15 protein-coding genes are annotated in these 14,943 nt (G+C 71.0%); 13 read left to right on the forward strand and 2 right to left on the reverse strand.

Annotated features, from left to right (window positions below; all coding sequences use genetic code 11):
• Position 1: 1 nt before the first annotated feature.
• Entirely contained in the window at positions 2 to 1,294 is a 1,293-nt protein-coding gene (locus ABWO84_RS06290; RefSeq protein WP_353113768.1) for a DUF349 domain-containing protein, read from the reverse strand.
• Between the two features lie 203 nt (positions 1,295 to 1,497).
• Positions 1,498 to 1,794, reverse strand: coding sequence for a hypothetical protein (locus tag ABWO84_RS06295; protein WP_353113648.1), 297 nt, complete (start codon positions 1,792 to 1,794; stop codon positions 1,498 to 1,500).
• Between the two features lie 80 nt (positions 1,795 to 1,874).
• Here ABWO84_RS06295 and ABWO84_RS06300 point away from each other — a divergent pair, with 80 nt between their 5' ends.
• The 13 genes from ABWO84_RS06300 (at position 1,875) to aroQ (ending at position 14,927) form a co-directional block, all read left to right on the forward strand.
• The gene (locus tag ABWO84_RS06300) at positions 1,875 to 3,206 is read left to right on the forward strand and encodes a replication-associated recombination protein A (RefSeq protein WP_353113650.1); all 1,332 of its coding nucleotides are present in this window, start codon (positions 1,875 to 1,877) and stop codon (positions 3,204 to 3,206) included.
• Between the two features lie 63 nt (positions 3,207 to 3,269).
• Positions 3,270 to 4,568: an acyltransferase family protein gene (locus tag ABWO84_RS06305; RefSeq protein WP_353113651.1), complete on the forward strand. Its 1,299-nt coding sequence runs from the start codon at positions 3,270 to 3,272 to the stop codon at positions 4,566 to 4,568.
• 171 nt (positions 4,569 to 4,739) lie between these two features.
• Positions 4,740 to 5,369 carry a 30S ribosomal protein S4 gene (gene rpsD / locus ABWO84_RS06310; protein ID WP_353113653.1) on the forward strand — a complete coding sequence of 210 codons (630 nt, stop codon included), beginning with the start codon at positions 4,740 to 4,742 and terminating at the stop codon, positions 5,367 to 5,369.
• 120 nt (positions 5,370 to 5,489) lie between these two features.
• Positions 5,490 to 5,681 carry a hypothetical protein gene (locus ABWO84_RS06315; protein ID WP_353113655.1) on the forward strand — a complete coding sequence of 64 codons (192 nt, stop codon included), beginning with the start codon at positions 5,490 to 5,492 and terminating at the stop codon, positions 5,679 to 5,681.
• Between the two features lie 64 nt (positions 5,682 to 5,745).
• Positions 5,746 to 8,406, forward strand: coding sequence for an alanine--tRNA ligase (gene alaS / locus ABWO84_RS06320; RefSeq protein ID WP_353113657.1), 2,661 nt, complete (start codon positions 5,746 to 5,748; stop codon positions 8,404 to 8,406).
• Positions 8,403 to 8,885: a Holliday junction resolvase RuvX gene (ruvX, locus tag ABWO84_RS06325; protein ID WP_353113659.1), complete on the forward strand. Its 483-nt coding sequence runs from the start codon at positions 8,403 to 8,405 to the stop codon at positions 8,883 to 8,885. Before alaS ends, ruvX begins: the two co-directional genes overlap by 4 nt.
• Positions 8,878 to 10,320: an endolytic transglycosylase MltG gene (mltG, locus tag ABWO84_RS06330; protein ID WP_353113661.1), complete on the forward strand. Its 1,443-nt coding sequence runs from the start codon at positions 8,878 to 8,880 to the stop codon at positions 10,318 to 10,320. The genes ruvX and mltG overlap by 8 nt, the downstream gene beginning before the upstream one ends.
• A complete protein-coding gene (locus ABWO84_RS06335; protein WP_353113663.1) occupies positions 10,275 to 11,144 on the forward strand; it encodes a shikimate dehydrogenase family protein in 870 nt (289 codons plus the stop codon). Before mltG ends, ABWO84_RS06335 begins: the two co-directional genes overlap by 46 nt.
• Positions 11,145 to 11,148: 4 nt before the next feature.
• Positions 11,149 to 12,378, forward strand: a complete 1,230-nt coding sequence (aroC, locus tag ABWO84_RS06340; protein WP_353113665.1) for a chorismate synthase — start codon at positions 11,149 to 11,151, stop codon at positions 12,376 to 12,378.
• A complete protein-coding gene (locus ABWO84_RS06345; RefSeq protein WP_353113667.1) occupies positions 12,362 to 12,883 on the forward strand; it encodes a shikimate kinase in 522 nt (173 codons plus the stop codon). Before aroC ends, ABWO84_RS06345 begins: the two co-directional genes overlap by 17 nt.
• Positions 12,880 to 13,959 (forward strand): 3-dehydroquinate synthase, encoded by a 1,080-nt coding sequence (gene aroB / locus ABWO84_RS06350; protein ID WP_353113668.1) that lies wholly within the window; start codon positions 12,880 to 12,882, stop codon positions 13,957 to 13,959. Before ABWO84_RS06345 ends, aroB begins: the two co-directional genes overlap by 4 nt.
• A gap of 56 nt (positions 13,960 to 14,015) precedes the next feature.
• Complete coding sequence (locus ABWO84_RS06355; protein ID WP_353113669.1) at positions 14,016 to 14,471, forward strand: hypothetical protein; 456 nt, start codon at positions 14,016 to 14,018, stop codon at positions 14,469 to 14,471.
• Between the two features lie 12 nt (positions 14,472 to 14,483).
• Positions 14,484 to 14,927 (forward strand): type II 3-dehydroquinate dehydratase, encoded by a 444-nt coding sequence (gene aroQ / locus ABWO84_RS06360; RefSeq protein ID WP_353113670.1) that lies wholly within the window; start codon positions 14,484 to 14,486, stop codon positions 14,925 to 14,927.
• Positions 14,928 to 14,943: the final 16 nt, after the last annotated feature.

The following is a 14,943-nucleotide window of genomic DNA, read 5'->3' on the forward strand; positions in this document are numbered from 1 at the left end:
CTCAGCCGCCGAGGGCGCTGAGCCAGGCGCGCCGGGCCTCGAGGGCCTCCGCGGCCTTCTTCACGGCCCGTGCATCGCCCGACTTCTCCGCGGCGGCGAGCTCCGCCTCGAGCTTCTCGATCGCGTCGAGCAGCTGCGAGCTCATGTCGTTGGCGCGCGCCTTGGTCTCGGGGTTGTTGCGCTTCCAGTCCACATCCTCGCGGGACTTGAGTCCCTGCTCGATCGCGCGGAGACGATCGTCGAGAGCACGCTCCTTGTCGCGGGGGAAGATGCGACCGACCTCGTCCCACTGCCGCTGGATCCGCGTGAGCAGAGCACGGGCGCGCTTGAGGTCGGCCTCGTCGGCGACGGCCTTCGCCTCGACCAGCAGCGCCTCGCGGGCCTCGATCTTGGGTGCGGAGTCGGCCTCGTCGGCGGCGGCCTGCTCGGCGCGCGCGGCGTAGAGAGCATCGCCCGCGGCCTTGAACTTGGCCCACAGGGCGTCGTCCGCCTTCCGGCCGGCGCGTCCCGCGGACTTCCACTCGTCGAGGAGGTTGCGGTAGGCGGGGATGCCGTCGACACCGCGCGGGGCGAGTGCCTCGGCGCGCTCGACGAGACGGGCCTTCGCGTCTCGGGCGGCGCGATGCGTGTCGTCCAGCTCGGAGAAGAAGGCGCGACGAGCCTTGTCGACCGTCGACCGCGCATCGCGGAAGCGCTTCCAGAGCTGCTGGGCCGCGCCCTTCGGCAGACGCGGACCGGTCTGCTGATGCGCCTGCCAGCGGTCGAAGAGCTCGGTCATCTCAGCGGTGACCTGCTTCCACTGCACCTTGCCGAGATCGCGGGCGGCGACCTGCTCGGCCTGCTCGACGATCTGCGTGCGCTCGGCGATCGCGGCGTCGACCGCCGCCTTCGCGGCCTGGGCCTCGGCCGCAGTGGCCTCGGCCAGCGATGAGACGAGGTCCTCCAGGCGCGTGCGGAGCCCGACGAGGTCGCCGACCGCGGCGGCGTCGGTCGCCTCGGTGATCAGCTGACGGGCCTGCTTGGACAGGTCCGCCGCGGAAGCGCCGCCACCCTGTGCGCGGGTCTCGAGGGTGCCTGCGCGGAGTGCGAGGTCGTCGTACTTGCGGGCGAAATAGGCGAGGGCCTCCTCCGGGGTGCCGTCCGGGTACTGTCCGACGGCGCGCCAGGCCTCGCCCTCGCGGACCTCGACGGTGCCGTCTTCGGCGACGCGGCCCCACTCGGCGGCGTCGGAGGACACCGGCGCGACGGCCGGGGCCGCCGGAGCCGTGGGCTGCGCCGTGAGCTTGGGCGGCATCGGGATGCGCGGGGGTGCGGGAACGGGGGGAGTCGGCTTCGAAGGCTCGGACACGGTGAAACTCCTTGCGCGGACGGACCGCGGGAGGCGGAAAGGACGTCCCCCAAGCCTATAGTGCGCGCAGAAGGTTACAACCGGCGGGGTTCGGGCGGTGCGCGCAGAAGGCGACACCCCGCGGAGCTCGGGCGGACGGGCGTGGGCTTCTACGGCGCGGTCGAAGGGCTCGGGTCGGGAGAGGAGGTCGGGCTGGGGGCCGGCGTCTCGCGCATCATGGTCGCGCTGGGGCTGGGGAGCGGCTTCGGCTGCGTCGACTGCGCGTGCAGGACCTGGCTGACCACGGCGGCGACGATGAGAAGACCGCCGACGACACCGGCGATGACGTTGTCGCGGACCCGCCGCTTGATGCGGCCCTCGTGCCAGGCGGTCCGAGCCGCGTACTTCCGTGCGCGGTCCGCTTCGATGCGGGCGCGCTGCGCGCTCTGGGAACCGCGTGAGGCCATCGTGGTCCGTCCCTTCGATCGGCGGTGTCGCATGCGAGCCTACCGCCGGTGATGTCCGCGGCCCGCACTAGCCTGGATGCATGACCTCGTCCGCCCCCTTGATGTCCGGCCAGACGCCGCTGGCGGTGCGGATGCGCCCGGTGTCGCTCGACGAGGTCGCGGGGCAGCAGCATCTCCTCCGGCCCGGATCCCCGATCGTCGCGCTCGCAGATCCCGATGCGGCCGCGCCCGGCGCCGTGTCCATCATCCTCTGGGGGCCTCCGGGTACGGGGAAGACCACGCTCGCCCAGGCGATCGCTCGGTCGTCGGGGCGGCGTTTCGTCGAGCTCTCGGCGATCACGGCGGGTGTGAAGGACGTCCGCGAGGTGATGACCGAAGCGGTGAACCAGCGCGACCTCTACGGACAGACGACGATCCTGTTCCTCGATGAGATCCACCGCTTCACCAAGGCGCAGCAGGACGCGCTGCTGCCCGGCGTGGAGAACGGCTGGGTGATCCTCATCGCCGCGACCACGGAGAACCCCTCCTTCTCGGTCATCTCGCCGCTGCTCTCCCGGTCCCTGCTGCTCACCCTGCAGCCGCTCACCGACGACGACATCGGCGTGCTCATCGACCGTGCCGTGACGGATGCCCGCGGCCTGGCCGGCGCAGTGGTGCTGGACGACGCCGCGCGGGCCGCGCTCATCCGCCTGGCCTCGGGCGACGGTCGTCGCGCCCTGACCGGGCTCGAGGCCTCGGCGGCCGTCGCGCTCTCTTCAGCGGAGGACGAGGAGGCGCCGGCGGTGTCGGCGGACGACGTCGCGCAGGCCGTCGACCGTGCGCTGCTGCGCTACGACCGGCAGGGCGACGAGCACTACGACGTCATCAGCGCGTTCATCAAGTCGATCCGCGGCTCGGATCCCGACGCCGCGCTGCACTATCTCGCGCGGATGATCGAGGCGGGGGAGGACCCGCGTTTCATCGCACGACGACTCGTGATCTCGGCCGCCGAGGATGTCGGGCTGGCCGACCCCCAGGGCCTGGTCATCGCGACCGCCGCCGCCGACGCGGTGGCCTTCATCGGCATGCCCGAGGGGCGCATCCCCCTGGCCGAGGCGACGGTCTACCTGGCGACGACGGCCAAGTCCAACGCGGCCTATCTGGGGATCGACCGGGCGATCGCCGATGTCCGGGCCGGCGGGTTCGGACGCGTCCCCCTCCACCTCCGCGACGCCCATTATCCGGGAGCGAAGAGGCTCGCGCACGGCAAGGGCTATCGCTACCCCCACGACACCGACGCCGGCGTGCTGCCCCAGCAGTACCTTCCCGACGAGCTCGACGGGCGGCGCTACTACGAGCCGAAGCAGCTCGGCGCGGAGCGCGACGTGGCGGCGCGTCTGGAGCGCATCCGGCGCATCCTCGGCGACCGCTGAGCGCCGGGCAGGACGGACGAGGGAATACCGGATCGGACGGCGTCCGCCCTCTACAGTGATCCCGTGAGCCGACAACTGCCGCGCATCCCCGCCGATCGCGATCTGTCGATCGACTTCGTGCGCGCGATCTGCCTGCCCCTCGTCGTGCTGCTGCACGCGCTGCAGATGGGCATCGCCGGAGACCCGCCACGGGCGTTCAACGCACTGCTGCACTGGTCGCCGCTGGTGTGGATCACCTGGATCGGGATGATCATGCCGACGTTCTTCATCGCGGGCGGGTTCGCGGGGATCACGACGTGGCGGCGACTCCGGCAGCGCGGAGAGACACCGGGGCAGTACATCCGAATCCGCGCCCTGCGGCTGGCGCGCCCGGTGCTGCTGGCGATGCTCGGCGTGCTCGTCGTCCTGGGCGTGATGGCGCTGTGCGGCGCCGACCGGGAGTTCCTCCGCACCTTCGCGTTCCGTCTCGCCGAACCGCTCTGGTTCATCGCGGTGTATGCGATCTGCACCTCGTTCGTGCCGCTGACGGCATGGCTGCACCGTCGCGCGCCGTGGCCGACCTACCTCGGGCTCGCGGGCTGCGCGGTGGCGGTCGACCTGCTCGACCGCTACGCGCGCGTCCCGATCGGCGCCCTGAACTGGCTGTTCGTCTGGCTCTTCGTGCAGCAGCTGGGTTTCGGCGTACGCGACCAGTGGTACAGCCGCCGCCCGCGATGGCTGCTCGCCCTGCTCGCGATCGCCGCCTACGCGCTGATGCTCTTCGCGGTCTTCGTGATGGGGTACGACCCGGACATGCTGGTGAACCTCAACCCGCCGACGGTCCTCCTGCTGCTGCTCGGGCTCGCGCAGGTCTACCTGTTCACACTCCTGCAGCCGGCGATCCGGGCGATGATGAAGCGGCGGGGGATCCTGGTGGTCATCGGCGCTCTGGGGATGTTCGGGATGGTGATCTACCTCTGGCACACCGTCGCGATGGCCGTCGTCGTGGGTGCGCAGCTCGCTTTCGGGCTGCCTTTCCCGCCCGTGCTGTCACCCGAATGGTGGTGGACGCGCATCCCCTGGCTGCTCGCCATCGCCGCCGTCGTCGCGGTGTTCTGTGCGATCGTGCCCCGTGTCGAGCGGAGATGGCCCGCGGAGCGCGACCGTGCGATGCCGCTGTGGGCGGCGATCGTCGCGACCGCGCTCGTCGTGGTGAGCGTCGGATGGGTGCTCACCCAGGGGTATCTCGCCCCGGGAACGGCCCTGGCGGTGCTCCTGCTCGCCGCGGCGATCGCCTGGCTGACGGCCGGCGGCCCCTCTCGCCCGGACGAGCGGGCCGGCGGCTACGAGCAGGCGCAGAAGGTCGGTGTCCCCCGCGACTGAGCGGCCGGCCCGGTCTGATAGCATGGATCGGCTCGAAACTGAGTTTTCGGGCATCCCTCCGTTCCTGCATCCCTCTCCGTCGCGCCCCGGCGTGCGCATCGGTGAGGGGGAGTCGAGGAGATACGCCCGCGAGCCGTGAAAGACACGGCCGCGTCATGGAAGGAATGCTTCGTGGTCACGAAGTCCCAGGACCGCCGCAAGGTCCGTCTCAGCCGCGCCCTCGGCGTGGCGCTCACCCCGAAGGCCGCCCGCTACCTCGAGAAGCGTCCCTACGCTCCGGGCGAGCACGGCCGCACGAAGCGCAAGGCCGACAGCGACTACGCCGTCCGTCTGCGTGAGAAGCAGCGTCTGCGCGAGCAGTACGGCATCCGCGAGAAGCAGCTGCGCATCGCGTTCAACGAGGCCCGCCGCAAGGACGGCCTGACCGGTGAGAACCTGGTCGAGCTGCTCGAGATGCGTCTCGACGCCCTCGTGCTGCGCGCCGGCTTCGCCCGCACCACCGCGCAGGCCCGCCAGATGGTCGTGCACCGCCACATCCTCGTCGACGGCAAGATCGTCGACCGCCCGTCGTTCCGCGTGAAGCCGGGTCAGCTCATCCACGTCAAGGCCAAGACCGAGGCGCTCGAGCCCTTCCAGGTCGCAGCGGCCGGCGGTCACGCCGAGGTCCTGCCCCCGGTTCCGGGCTACATCGAGGTCGAGCTCGACAAGCTGCAGGCCCGCCTGGTCCGTCGTCCGAAGCGCGCCGAGGTCCCCGTGACCTGTGAGGTGCAGCTGGTCGTCGAGTACTACGCGGCTCGCTGAGCCGACTGCTCACGCTGCGAGAGGCGTCGGGGGTTCCCGGCGCCTCTCGTCGTATCCGGATGCGATACCGCATACGATGGACACGCCGCGCTCACGCGGCCCGAGCGCAAGGATGACGACATGAAGAACGTGCTGTGGTTCCTGGTCGGAGTGATCGGCGGGTTCGTCGCCGCCCACTTCCTGAACAAGGATCCCCGCGGTCACGAGCTGCTCGCCGACATCGATTCGCGGATCACCGAGTTCACCTCGCTCGTCGGCGACGCCTATCGTGCCGAGGACGCGCGGCTGACCGATCCCGGCGCCGAAGACTGAGCATCGGACCGTACGGCGCGCGACCGTCGCGCCGCTTTCTCACGCAAGGACACTCACGACCCCTATGAAAACTGCGGACATCGCGCAGCGCTACCTCTCGTTCTTCGAGAAGAACGACCACACCATCGTGCCGTCGGCCTCGCTGGTCAGCGACAACCCGACCGTGATGTTCACGATCGCGGGCATGGTGCCGTTCGTGCCCTATCTGACCGGCGTGGTCCCTGCGCCGTTCTCCCGCGCCGCCGATCTGCAGAAGTGCATCCGCACCAACGACATCGAAGAGGTGGGCAAGACCGCCCGCCACGGAACCTTCTTCCAGATGCTCGGCAACTGGTCCTTCGGGGACTATTTCAAAGAGGGTGCCATCGAGTACGCCTGGGAGCTGCTGACGGCGTCGGAGGGCGATGGCGGACTCGGCTTCGCGGAGCGCGACATCTGGGTCACCGTCTACGAGGACGACGACGAGGCCGCCGCCCTGTGGCGGAAGATCGCCGGCCTCCCCGCCGAGCGCATCCAGCGCATGGGCAAGGAGGACAACTACTGGCACACCGGCCAGCCGGGGCCCGGCGGCCCCTGCTCGGAGATCTACATCGACCGTGGGCCGGCCTACGGCCGGGACGGCGGCCCGATCGTCGACGACAACCGCTTCACCGAGATCTGGAACCTCGTGTTCATGCAGGAGATGCTGAGCGAGGTCAGGTCGAAGGTCGACTTCGACATCGCCGGTCCGCTGCCCAAGAAGAACATCGACACGGGCATGGGCCTCGAGCGCGTCGCGATGTTCAAGCAGGGCGTCGAGAACATGTACGAGACCGACCAGGTCCGTCCGGTGCTCGACCGTGCGATGGAGATCTCGGGTCGCCGCTACGGTGCCGACCCGCAGGACGACGTGCGTTTCCGCGTCATCGCGGATCACGTGCGCTCCTCGCTCATGCTGCTCTCCGACGGCGTCCGCCCGTCGAACGAGGGCCGCGGCTACATCCTCCGCCGTCTGATGCGCCGAACGATCCGTGCCATGCGGCTGCTGGGTGTCGACGCCCCGACGTTCCCCGAGCTCTTCGCCGCCTCTCGCGACGCCATGAAATCGGCGTACCCGGTGCTGGAGACCGAGTGGTCACGGCTGTCGGGCCTCGCCGACGCCGAGGAGGAGACCTTCCTCCGCACGCTGGCGTCGGGGTCGAGCATCCTCGATCTCGCCCTCGGAGACACGAAGAAGCAGGGCGGGAAGACCCTCGCCGGCGACAAGGCGTTCCTGCTGCACGACACCTACGGCTTCCCGATCGACCTCACCCTCGAGATCGCTGAGGAGGCCGGGCTCGACGTCGATCGCCCCGCCTTCGACACCCTGATGCAGGAGCAGCGCTCCCGGGCCAAGGCCGACGCCAAGAACCGTCGGCGCCAGGTGGCCGACATCTCCGTCTACAGCGACCTCCGCTCCCAGGGCGAGACCGCGTTCCTCGGATACGAGCAGCTCGAGACGGGTTCTCGGGTCCTCGGCCTCCTCGTCGACGGCAAGCCGGCTCAGACCGCGTCCGAGGGCGATGTCGCCGAGGTCGTGCTCGCCGAGACCACCCTGTACGCCGAGTCCGGTGGCCAGGTGGCGGACAGGGGAGCCATCGTCGGTGCGGGGTTCGAGCTCGACGTGCTCGACGTGCAGCGTCCCGTGCCGGGACTCATCAGCCACACCGTCCAGGTCGCCAGCGGCATGGTCGCCGTCGGGGATGCCGCGACGACCGTGGTGGACGCGGCGAACCGCCGTGCCGCCCGCCAGGCCCACTCGGCGACCCATCTCGTGCACGCCGCGCTGCGCGACACGCTCGGCCCGACGGCGACGCAGGCCGGTTCGCTCAACCGCGCCGGATACATGCGGTTCGACTTCGCGTGGTCGCAGCCGCTGTCGTCTGACACGCGATCGGAGATCGAGGAGATCACCAACCGCGCCGTGCAGGACGCCCTCGAGGTGACCACGCGCGTCGTCTCGCTCGACGAGGCGAAGGCCGCGGGGGCGATGGCGCTGTTCGGCGAGAAGTACGGCTCCGTGGTGCGCATGGTCGACATCGGCGGTCCCTGGTCGCGTGAGCTCTGCGCGGGCACCCATGTCTCGTCGAGCGCCGAGATCGGTCTCGTCAGCGTCGTCGGCGAGTCGTCGGTCGGCGCCTCGAACCGCCGGATCGAGGCCCTCGTCGGCCAGGACGCCTTCCGCGAGCTCGCGGCGGAGCGCACGATCGTTTCACAGCTCACCTCCGCCCTGAAGACGCCGCGCGAGCAGCTCCCCGCGCGGATCGAAGAGCTCTCCGCCAGTCTGAAGGCGGCGGAGAAGCGGATCGCGCAGTTCGAGGCGAAGGAGCGCGAGGGACGCGTTCCGGCGCTCGTCGAGGGGGCGCAGGCCGTCGGCGGCCTCACGGTCGTCTCGGCCTCCCTCGGCGAGGTCGGCGCAGCCGACGACGTCCGCACCCTCGCTCTCAGCGTGCGTGAGCGCCTCGGCGCCGGGGCCGCGGTCGTCGCTCTCGGCGGCGTCGCGGGCGGACGCCCGATCGTCGTGGTCGCGACGAACGACGCGGCCCGTGCGGCGGGCGCGAAGGCGGGTGCGCTCGTGCGGCTCGCAGCCGGAGTGCTCGGCGGCGGGGGAGGCGGGAAGGACGATGTCGCGCAGGGCGGCGGCACCGATCCGTCGGCGCTCGACGCCGCTCTGCGCGGTGTGGTCGAGGAGCTCCGGAGCGCGTGAGCGGGTTCCGTCGCGGAGTCCGGCTCGGCATCGACGTCGGGAAGGCGAGGGTCGGGGTCGCGCGATGCGATCCCGACGGGATGCTCGCCGTCCCGGTCGAGACCGTTCCGCGCGACGAGCGTTCGATCGACCGCGTGGCAGAGCTCTGCGCGGACTGGGACCCGCTGGAGGTCGTCGTCGGCCTGCCGGTCAATCTCCGCGGCGAGGAGACGCCGTCGACGACCGACGCGAGGGAGTTCGCCGCCGAGGTGCGCAGCAGGACGGGGCGGGCGGTGCGCCTGGTCGACGAGAGGCTGAGCACGGTGACGGCACACGCCGCTCTGCGGTCTTCGGGACGATCTCAGAAGAAGTCTCGTAGCATTGTGGATCAGGTCGCCGCCGTGGTGCTGTTGCAGCACGCGGTCGACACCGAGAAGAGCACCGGCGCCCCGACCGGTGAGCTGCTCGACCCCCACGAGGAGACTCCCCGAAATGCCTGAACCCGATCTCCCGAACGAGTCCCGGAACGACCTGGGCGATCTGTTCGACGACCTCCCGACCGCGGCGCCGCAGCTGCCGGAGGCGGCCGCCGAGCCGGCCGCCGGTTCGCGGAGGGCGGCCCGCGAGGCGCGACGGACCGGGGGCGACGGGCCGACCAGCGCCGCGGAGCCGTCGATCCTCCCGTTCGACCCGCAGCCGCGGGAGGACGCATCCGAGCCTTCCCCCGCGACGTCCGTGCTGCCGGCGGTCGCCGCTGCGGCACCCTCGGAGATCCCGGCCCCCACCCCGTCTTCCGGCGACGACGGGGGAGGACTGCACGACCTCTTCGCTCCCGAGGCCCACCGGGAGCAGCCCAAGAAGCGGGGCAAGGGGTGCCTGATCGCGCTCCTCATCGTGCTCGTGCTGGGCGGGGGCATCGCGGTCGGCGTCACCTGGGTGTGGAACACCTACGGCGACAAGATCAGCGACGTGATGGGCTGGGGCGAGCCGAAGGACTATTCCGCCGGCCAGGCGCACGGCGAAGTGCTCGTCACGATCAAGGAGGGCGACAACGGGTCGTCCATCTCGAAGGCGCTCCACGCCGCCGGCGTGACGAAGACGTCCTCGGTCTTCTACGACACGATCGTCGCCAAGAACCTCGCGGTGACGTTCTATCCGGGGGTCTACAAGCTGCAGAAGGGGATGACCGCCGAGGCGGCGCTCGCGGCTCTGGACGACAAGAAGAACCGGATGGAGAACACCGCGTCGGTGGGGGAGGGCAGCACGATCGACCAGATGCTCCCGAACATCGCCGCCAGCCTCGACCTTCCGCTGGACGATTTCAAGGCGGCGGTCGCGAACCCGGCCGTCTACGGGGTGAAGGCCAAGACCCTCGAGGGCTGGCTGTTCCCCGCGATCTACACCTTCGACCCCGGGGTGACCGCGAAGGACGTCATCGCGAAGATGGTCGCCCGCACCCGTGAGTCCCTCGCGGCGGCCAGCGTGCCCGAGGCCGAGGCGCAGCGCGTGCTGACGATCGCCTCGATCATCCAGCGCGAGGGACGGGTGGCCGACTTCGCGAAGGTGTCCCGCGTGATCCAGAACCGTCTCGACGACGGCATGAAGCTGCAGATGGACTCGACGGCGCAGTACGGATTCGGCGAGCTCCACGCGGGGAAGGTCAGCACCTCCGCCGAGGCGCAGCACGATCCGAACCCCTGGAACACCTACGTGCACGAGGGACTTCCGGCGACCCCGATCGCCAGCCCCAGCGACGCCGCGATCGCCGCGGCGATGCATCCCGCCGACGGGCCCTGGTTCTACTTCGTCACGATCAACCCGCAGACGGGGGACACGGTGTTCTCGGTGACCTACGAGGAACATCAGGCGGCGATCAAGAAGTGGGCGGCATGGTGCAAGGCGAACGGCAACCCGAGCAACGGGTGCGCGGGCTGAGCGGCCGCACGCGCCTCGCCGTCTGGGGCGACCCGATCGCCCACAGCCGATCACCCCAGCTGCACGGCGCGGCCTACCGGATGCTGGGACTGGACTGGACCTACGGTCGCCGTCGCGTCGACGCCGACGCCTTTCCGACGGCTCTCGAGGGGCTCGACGACAGCTGGCGGGGACTCTCACTGACGATGCCCCTCAAAGAGCCGGCCTTCCGCGCGGCGGACTCCCTCGACCGGCACGCCGAGCTGACGGGCGCCGTGAACACCCTCCTCCTCGACGGGCACGGGAGGCGGGGGTTCAACACCGATGTCGGCGGACTCGTGGATGCGTTCGCAGCCGCGGGCGTGGATGCGGTGGACGGGGTGCGCATCCTCGGGGCCGGGGCGACGGCGGCGTCCGCCCTCGTCGCCGTCGCGGAGCTCGGCGCCCGTCGGGTCGATCTGCGCGCGCGTCGCCGATCCGCCGCGGAGACTCTCGTCGCTCTCGGCGTGCGCATCGGTGTCGATGTCGAGGTGCGGGCGTTCGACGAAGCCGCGAAGCCGACGGACCTCACCATCGCGACGCTGCCGAGCGGGACGGCTCTCGACCACGACATCGCGACCGCCCTGGCGTCGGACGGCGGGGCGCTCCTGGACGCCGCCTACGCGCCCTGGCCGTCCGCCCTCGCCGCCGTCTGGAGCCACTCCGTGGTCCTCTCCGGGCTGGAGATGCTCCTCCACCAGGCGGTGCGGCAGATCCGCATCTTCCGGCACGGGGATCAGAGCGTCCCGCTTCCCGACGAGGACGGCCTCGTGTCCGTAATGCGCTCCGCCGTCATGGGAGACTAGAGCAATGCTCCGTGTGCTCACGGCCGGCGAATCGCACGGCCCAGAACTCATCGCCGTCATGGAGGGTCTGCCTTCCGGCGTCCCGATCACCGCCGAGGGCGTGCAGGCAGACTTGCAGCGCCGCAAGCTCGGCTATGGACGCGGTTCGCGGATGAAGTTCGAGCAGGACGAGCTGTCGATCTCCGGCGGTGTGCGTCATGGCCTGTCCCTGGGCAGCCCGATCGCGATGCGGATCGGCAACACCGAGTGGCCGAAGTGGACCGAGGTGATGAGCCCGGCCCCCGTCGAGTTGACCGAGAAGTCCCGCGGGCGCGGCGCCTCTCTCACCAGGCCCCGCCCCGGACACGCCGACCTCGTCGGCATGCAGAAGTACGACTTCGACGAGGCCCGTCCCATCCTCGAGCGCGCGAGCGCCCGGGAGACCGCGGCCCGCGTCGCCCTGGGCGCGGTCGCCCGGGCGTTCCTGTCCGAGCTGGGCATCCGCCTGGTGAGCCACACCCTGTCGATCGGACCGGTGCGGGTCCCCGACGGCTCGCCGCTCCCGGGCCCCGGCGACGTGGCGCTCCTGGACGCCGACCCCCTGCGCTGCTTCGACGCCGCGACCTCCGCTCTCATGATCGCCGAGGTCGACGCCGCGAAGAAGGACGGCGACACCCTCGGCGGGATCGTCGAGGTGCTGGCCTACGGGCTCCCGCCGGGGCTCGGATCTCATGTGCACTGGGACCGCCGCCTCGACGGCCGCCTCGCCCAGGCCCTCATGAGCATCCAGGCCATCAAGGGCGTGGAGGTCGGCGACGGCTTCGAGACCACGCGACGTCGCGGTTCCGCCGCCCACGACGAGCTGTTCGTCTCGGACGATGGCATCGCCCGGGGCTCGGACCGTGCCGGTGGGACCGAGGGCGGCATGAGCACGGGCACCGTGCTGCGCGTGCGCGCCGGGATGAAACCGATCGCCACGGTGCCGCACGCGCTGCGCACGATCGACGTCGCGACGGGGGAGACGGCGAGCGCCCACCATCAGCGGTCCGACGTGTGCGCGGTCCCTGCAGCCGGCGTCGTCGCCGAGGCGATGGTCGCGATCGAGCTCGCGAACGCGATGCTCGAGAAGTTCGGCGGCGACAGTGTGGGGGAGACCCGGCGGAACCTCGAGGGCTACCTCGCGGCGATCCCCGAGGCGCTGCGCACGGCTCCGGCATCCGAGGCGGCGCTCATCGCCCATGACGAACTCGGCTGACCGGCCTCTCACCACCGTCTTCGTCGGCCCGATGGCGGCGGGCAAGACCAGCGTCGGCCGACGGGTCGCACGCGCGCTCGAGGTCCCCTTCGTCGACACCGACAAGAGGATCGCCGCGGAGCACGGGCCGATCCCGGCCCTGTTCGCGGAGCACGGCGAAAAGCACTTCCGGGAGCTGGAGCGCGCGGCGGTGGCGGCCGCCCTCGCCGAGGGCGGCGCGGTCTCCCTGGGTGGCGGAGCAGTGACCGACGCCGCCACCAGGGCGCTGCTCGCGGAGCATCCGGTCGTCTACCTCACGGTCTCGCCGGAGGCCGTCGCGCGTCGGATCGGCGGAGGCGGGCGCCCCCTGCTGGCCGGAGAGGACCCGGTCGCGCGGTGGAAGGAGATCTTCGCCGCCCGGCGCGGCTGGTACGAGGAGGTCGCCGACCTCACGGTCGACACGTCACGGCGGCCGATGCGGACGATCGCAGAGGAGATCGCCGTCTGGAGGAAGGAACGAGGATGACGACGAACACCATCAGCGTCACGGGACGCGAGCAGTACGACATCACGGTGGGGCGGGGCATCCTCGACCAGGTCGCCGTCGCGCTCGACCCCGCCGTGCGGAAGGTGCTGGTCGTGCATCCGCCCACGCTCGCGGCCCGTGCGGCGGAGCTGCGCGAACGGCTGATGTCGGACGGGACGCGCGAGGTGCTCCTCGCGGAGGTGCCGGATGCCGAGCAGGGCAAGCGCATCGAGGTCGCGGCCTTCTGCTGGCAGGTCATGGGGCAGTCGGACTTCACGCGCACCGATGCGGTCGTCGGTTACGGCGGAGGCGCCGTGACAGATCTCGCCGGCTTCGTCGCCGCGACCTGGCTCCGGGGCGTGCAGGTCGTCCAGGTGCCGACCACCGTGCTGGGCCTCGTGGACGCGGCCGTGGGCGGCAAGACGGGCGTCAACACGGCCGAGGGCAAGAACATGGTGGGAGCCTTCTGGGCGCCGCGGGCCGTGATCGGCGACCTCGACGAGCTGACCACTCTCAGCGCGAATGAGGCGACGGCCGGCTACGCGGAGGTGGTCAAGGCCGGATTCATCTGGGCTCCGGAGATCCTCGACATCATAGAGACCGACCCGCAGCGGGCGATCGATCCGACGACGGCCGAGTTCCGCCGGACGGTCGAGCTCGCGATCGACATGAAGGCCCGCGTCGTGTCGGAGGACTTCCGTGAGGCGGGACAGCGCGAGATCCTCAACTACGGCCACACCCTCGGACATGCGATCGAGCACGCCGAGCGCTATCAGTGGCGGCACGGCGCGGCGATCTCCATCGGCATGATGTACGCGGCCGAGCTCTCCCGTCTCGCCGGGCGCCTCCCGGATGCGGCGGTGGAGCGCCATCGACGCATCCTCGAGTCGCTCGGTCTACCGACGACCTACCGCGGCGGTGCGTGGGCTCAGCTGCTCTCGACCATGCAGCGCGACAAGAAGAGCCGCGGAGGGATGCTGCGCTTCATCGTCCTGGACGACATCGCACGGCCGACCGTGCTGCAGGCGCCGGACGAGTCGCTCCTCTTCGCCGCCTACCAGGAGATCGCCGCCTGATCACGGGTCGGGAACGGCCCTTCCGCGGGGCGGCCATCGGTCGGTAGCATGCCGGCATGCGCTCGACGAAGACGCTCGGTGTCCTGACCGCCGTCGCGGCCGCGCTGCTGCTCTGCTCCTGCAGCGTCTCGGACGAAGGGGGCTTCGGTCTGCCGACCCTCGCGGCAGACGCGGCGGGGGACGCCCTCCGCGCGGCGGGCGCGACGGCGGCCGACCTCGAAGGATCCCTCGTGGTCGGCGGGAACGGGTGCTTCCGCTGGTCGTCCGACGACGGAGCCGACGGCGCGTGGGTCGTCTGGCCGCGCGGCTGGAAGCAGGACGCGGATCGTGTGGTGACGGATTCCGGACAGACGATCGGCGACGGCGCGTCCGTCGTCGGCACCGGGGCACGGATCGCCCTCGCCGACCTCCCTGACGGCGACGACGCGGACTCCTACTTCGGTGCGTTCGGAGGCTTCTGCGAGGCGGGGGAGTCGGGCGTCGTCGTACTGACCTCGGCCCACACGCGCTGATAGCGTGCAGGAGTGACGACACCGCGCATCCTGCTGGTCAACGGCCCCAACCTCAACCTGCTCGGCACGCGGGAGCCCGACGTGTACGGCACGGAGACGCTCGCCGACGTGGAGCGGATCACCGCGGAGGCGGCGGCCGAGCGGGGCTATGAGACCCGCACGGTGCAGAGCAACCACGAGGGCGTGCTGATCGACGCGATCCATGCCGCCCGCGAGGACTGCGCGGGCATCGTGATCAACCCCGGCGGCCTCACCCACACCTCGGTGACGCTGCGGGACGCGCTCACCGGCGTCGCACTGCCCTTCGCCGAGGTGCACATCTCCGACGTCTACGCCCGCGAGGAGTTCCGGCACTTCTCCTACCTGCACGACATCGCCGCGGTGCGGGTGGTCGGGCACGGCGTCGCCGGCTACGCAGAAGCGGTGCGCGCGCTGATCGACGGGCTCCGGCCCTAGGCGCTCGCGCCGGGTC

The sequence above is a fragment of the Microbacterium sp. genome (genome assembly GCF_040394595.1).
Taxonomy (GTDB): Bacteria; Actinomycetota; Actinomycetes; order Actinomycetales; family Microbacteriaceae; genus Microbacterium.

What these genes read in the sequence shown, in the direction of transcription:
- ABWO84_RS06290 (WP_353113768.1), bottom strand. Translation starts at nt 1,294, where the DNA reads ATGCCGCCCAAGCTCACGGCGCAGCCCACGGCTCCGGCGGCCCCGGCC.
- ABWO84_RS06295 (WP_353113648.1), bottom strand. Translation starts at nt 1,794, where the DNA reads ATGGCCTCACGCGGTTCCCAGAGCGCGCAGCGCGCCCGCATCGAAGCG.
- ABWO84_RS06300 (WP_353113650.1), top strand. Translation starts at nt 1,875, where the DNA reads ATGACCTCGTCCGCCCCCTTGATGTCCGGCCAGACGCCGCTGGCGGTG.
- ABWO84_RS06315 (WP_353113655.1), top strand. Translation starts at nt 5,490, where the DNA reads ATGAAGAACGTGCTGTGGTTCCTGGTCGGAGTGATCGGCGGGTTCGTC.
- alaS (WP_353113657.1), top strand. Translation starts at nt 5,746, where the DNA reads ATGAAAACTGCGGACATCGCGCAGCGCTACCTCTCGTTCTTCGAGAAG.
- mltG (WP_353113661.1), top strand. Translation starts at nt 8,878, where the DNA reads ATGCCTGAACCCGATCTCCCGAACGAGTCCCGGAACGACCTGGGCGAT.
- ABWO84_RS06335 (WP_353113663.1), top strand. Translation starts at nt 10,275, where the DNA reads ATGGTGCAAGGCGAACGGCAACCCGAGCAACGGGTGCGCGGGCTGAGC.
- aroC (WP_353113665.1), top strand. Translation starts at nt 11,149, where the DNA reads ATGCTCCGTGTGCTCACGGCCGGCGAATCGCACGGCCCAGAACTCATC.
- ABWO84_RS06345 (WP_353113667.1), top strand. Translation starts at nt 12,362, where the DNA reads ATGACGAACTCGGCTGACCGGCCTCTCACCACCGTCTTCGTCGGCCCG.
- aroB (WP_353113668.1), top strand. Translation starts at nt 12,880, where the DNA reads ATGACGACGAACACCATCAGCGTCACGGGACGCGAGCAGTACGACATC.
- ABWO84_RS06355 (WP_353113669.1), top strand. Translation starts at nt 14,016, where the DNA reads ATGCGCTCGACGAAGACGCTCGGTGTCCTGACCGCCGTCGCGGCCGCG.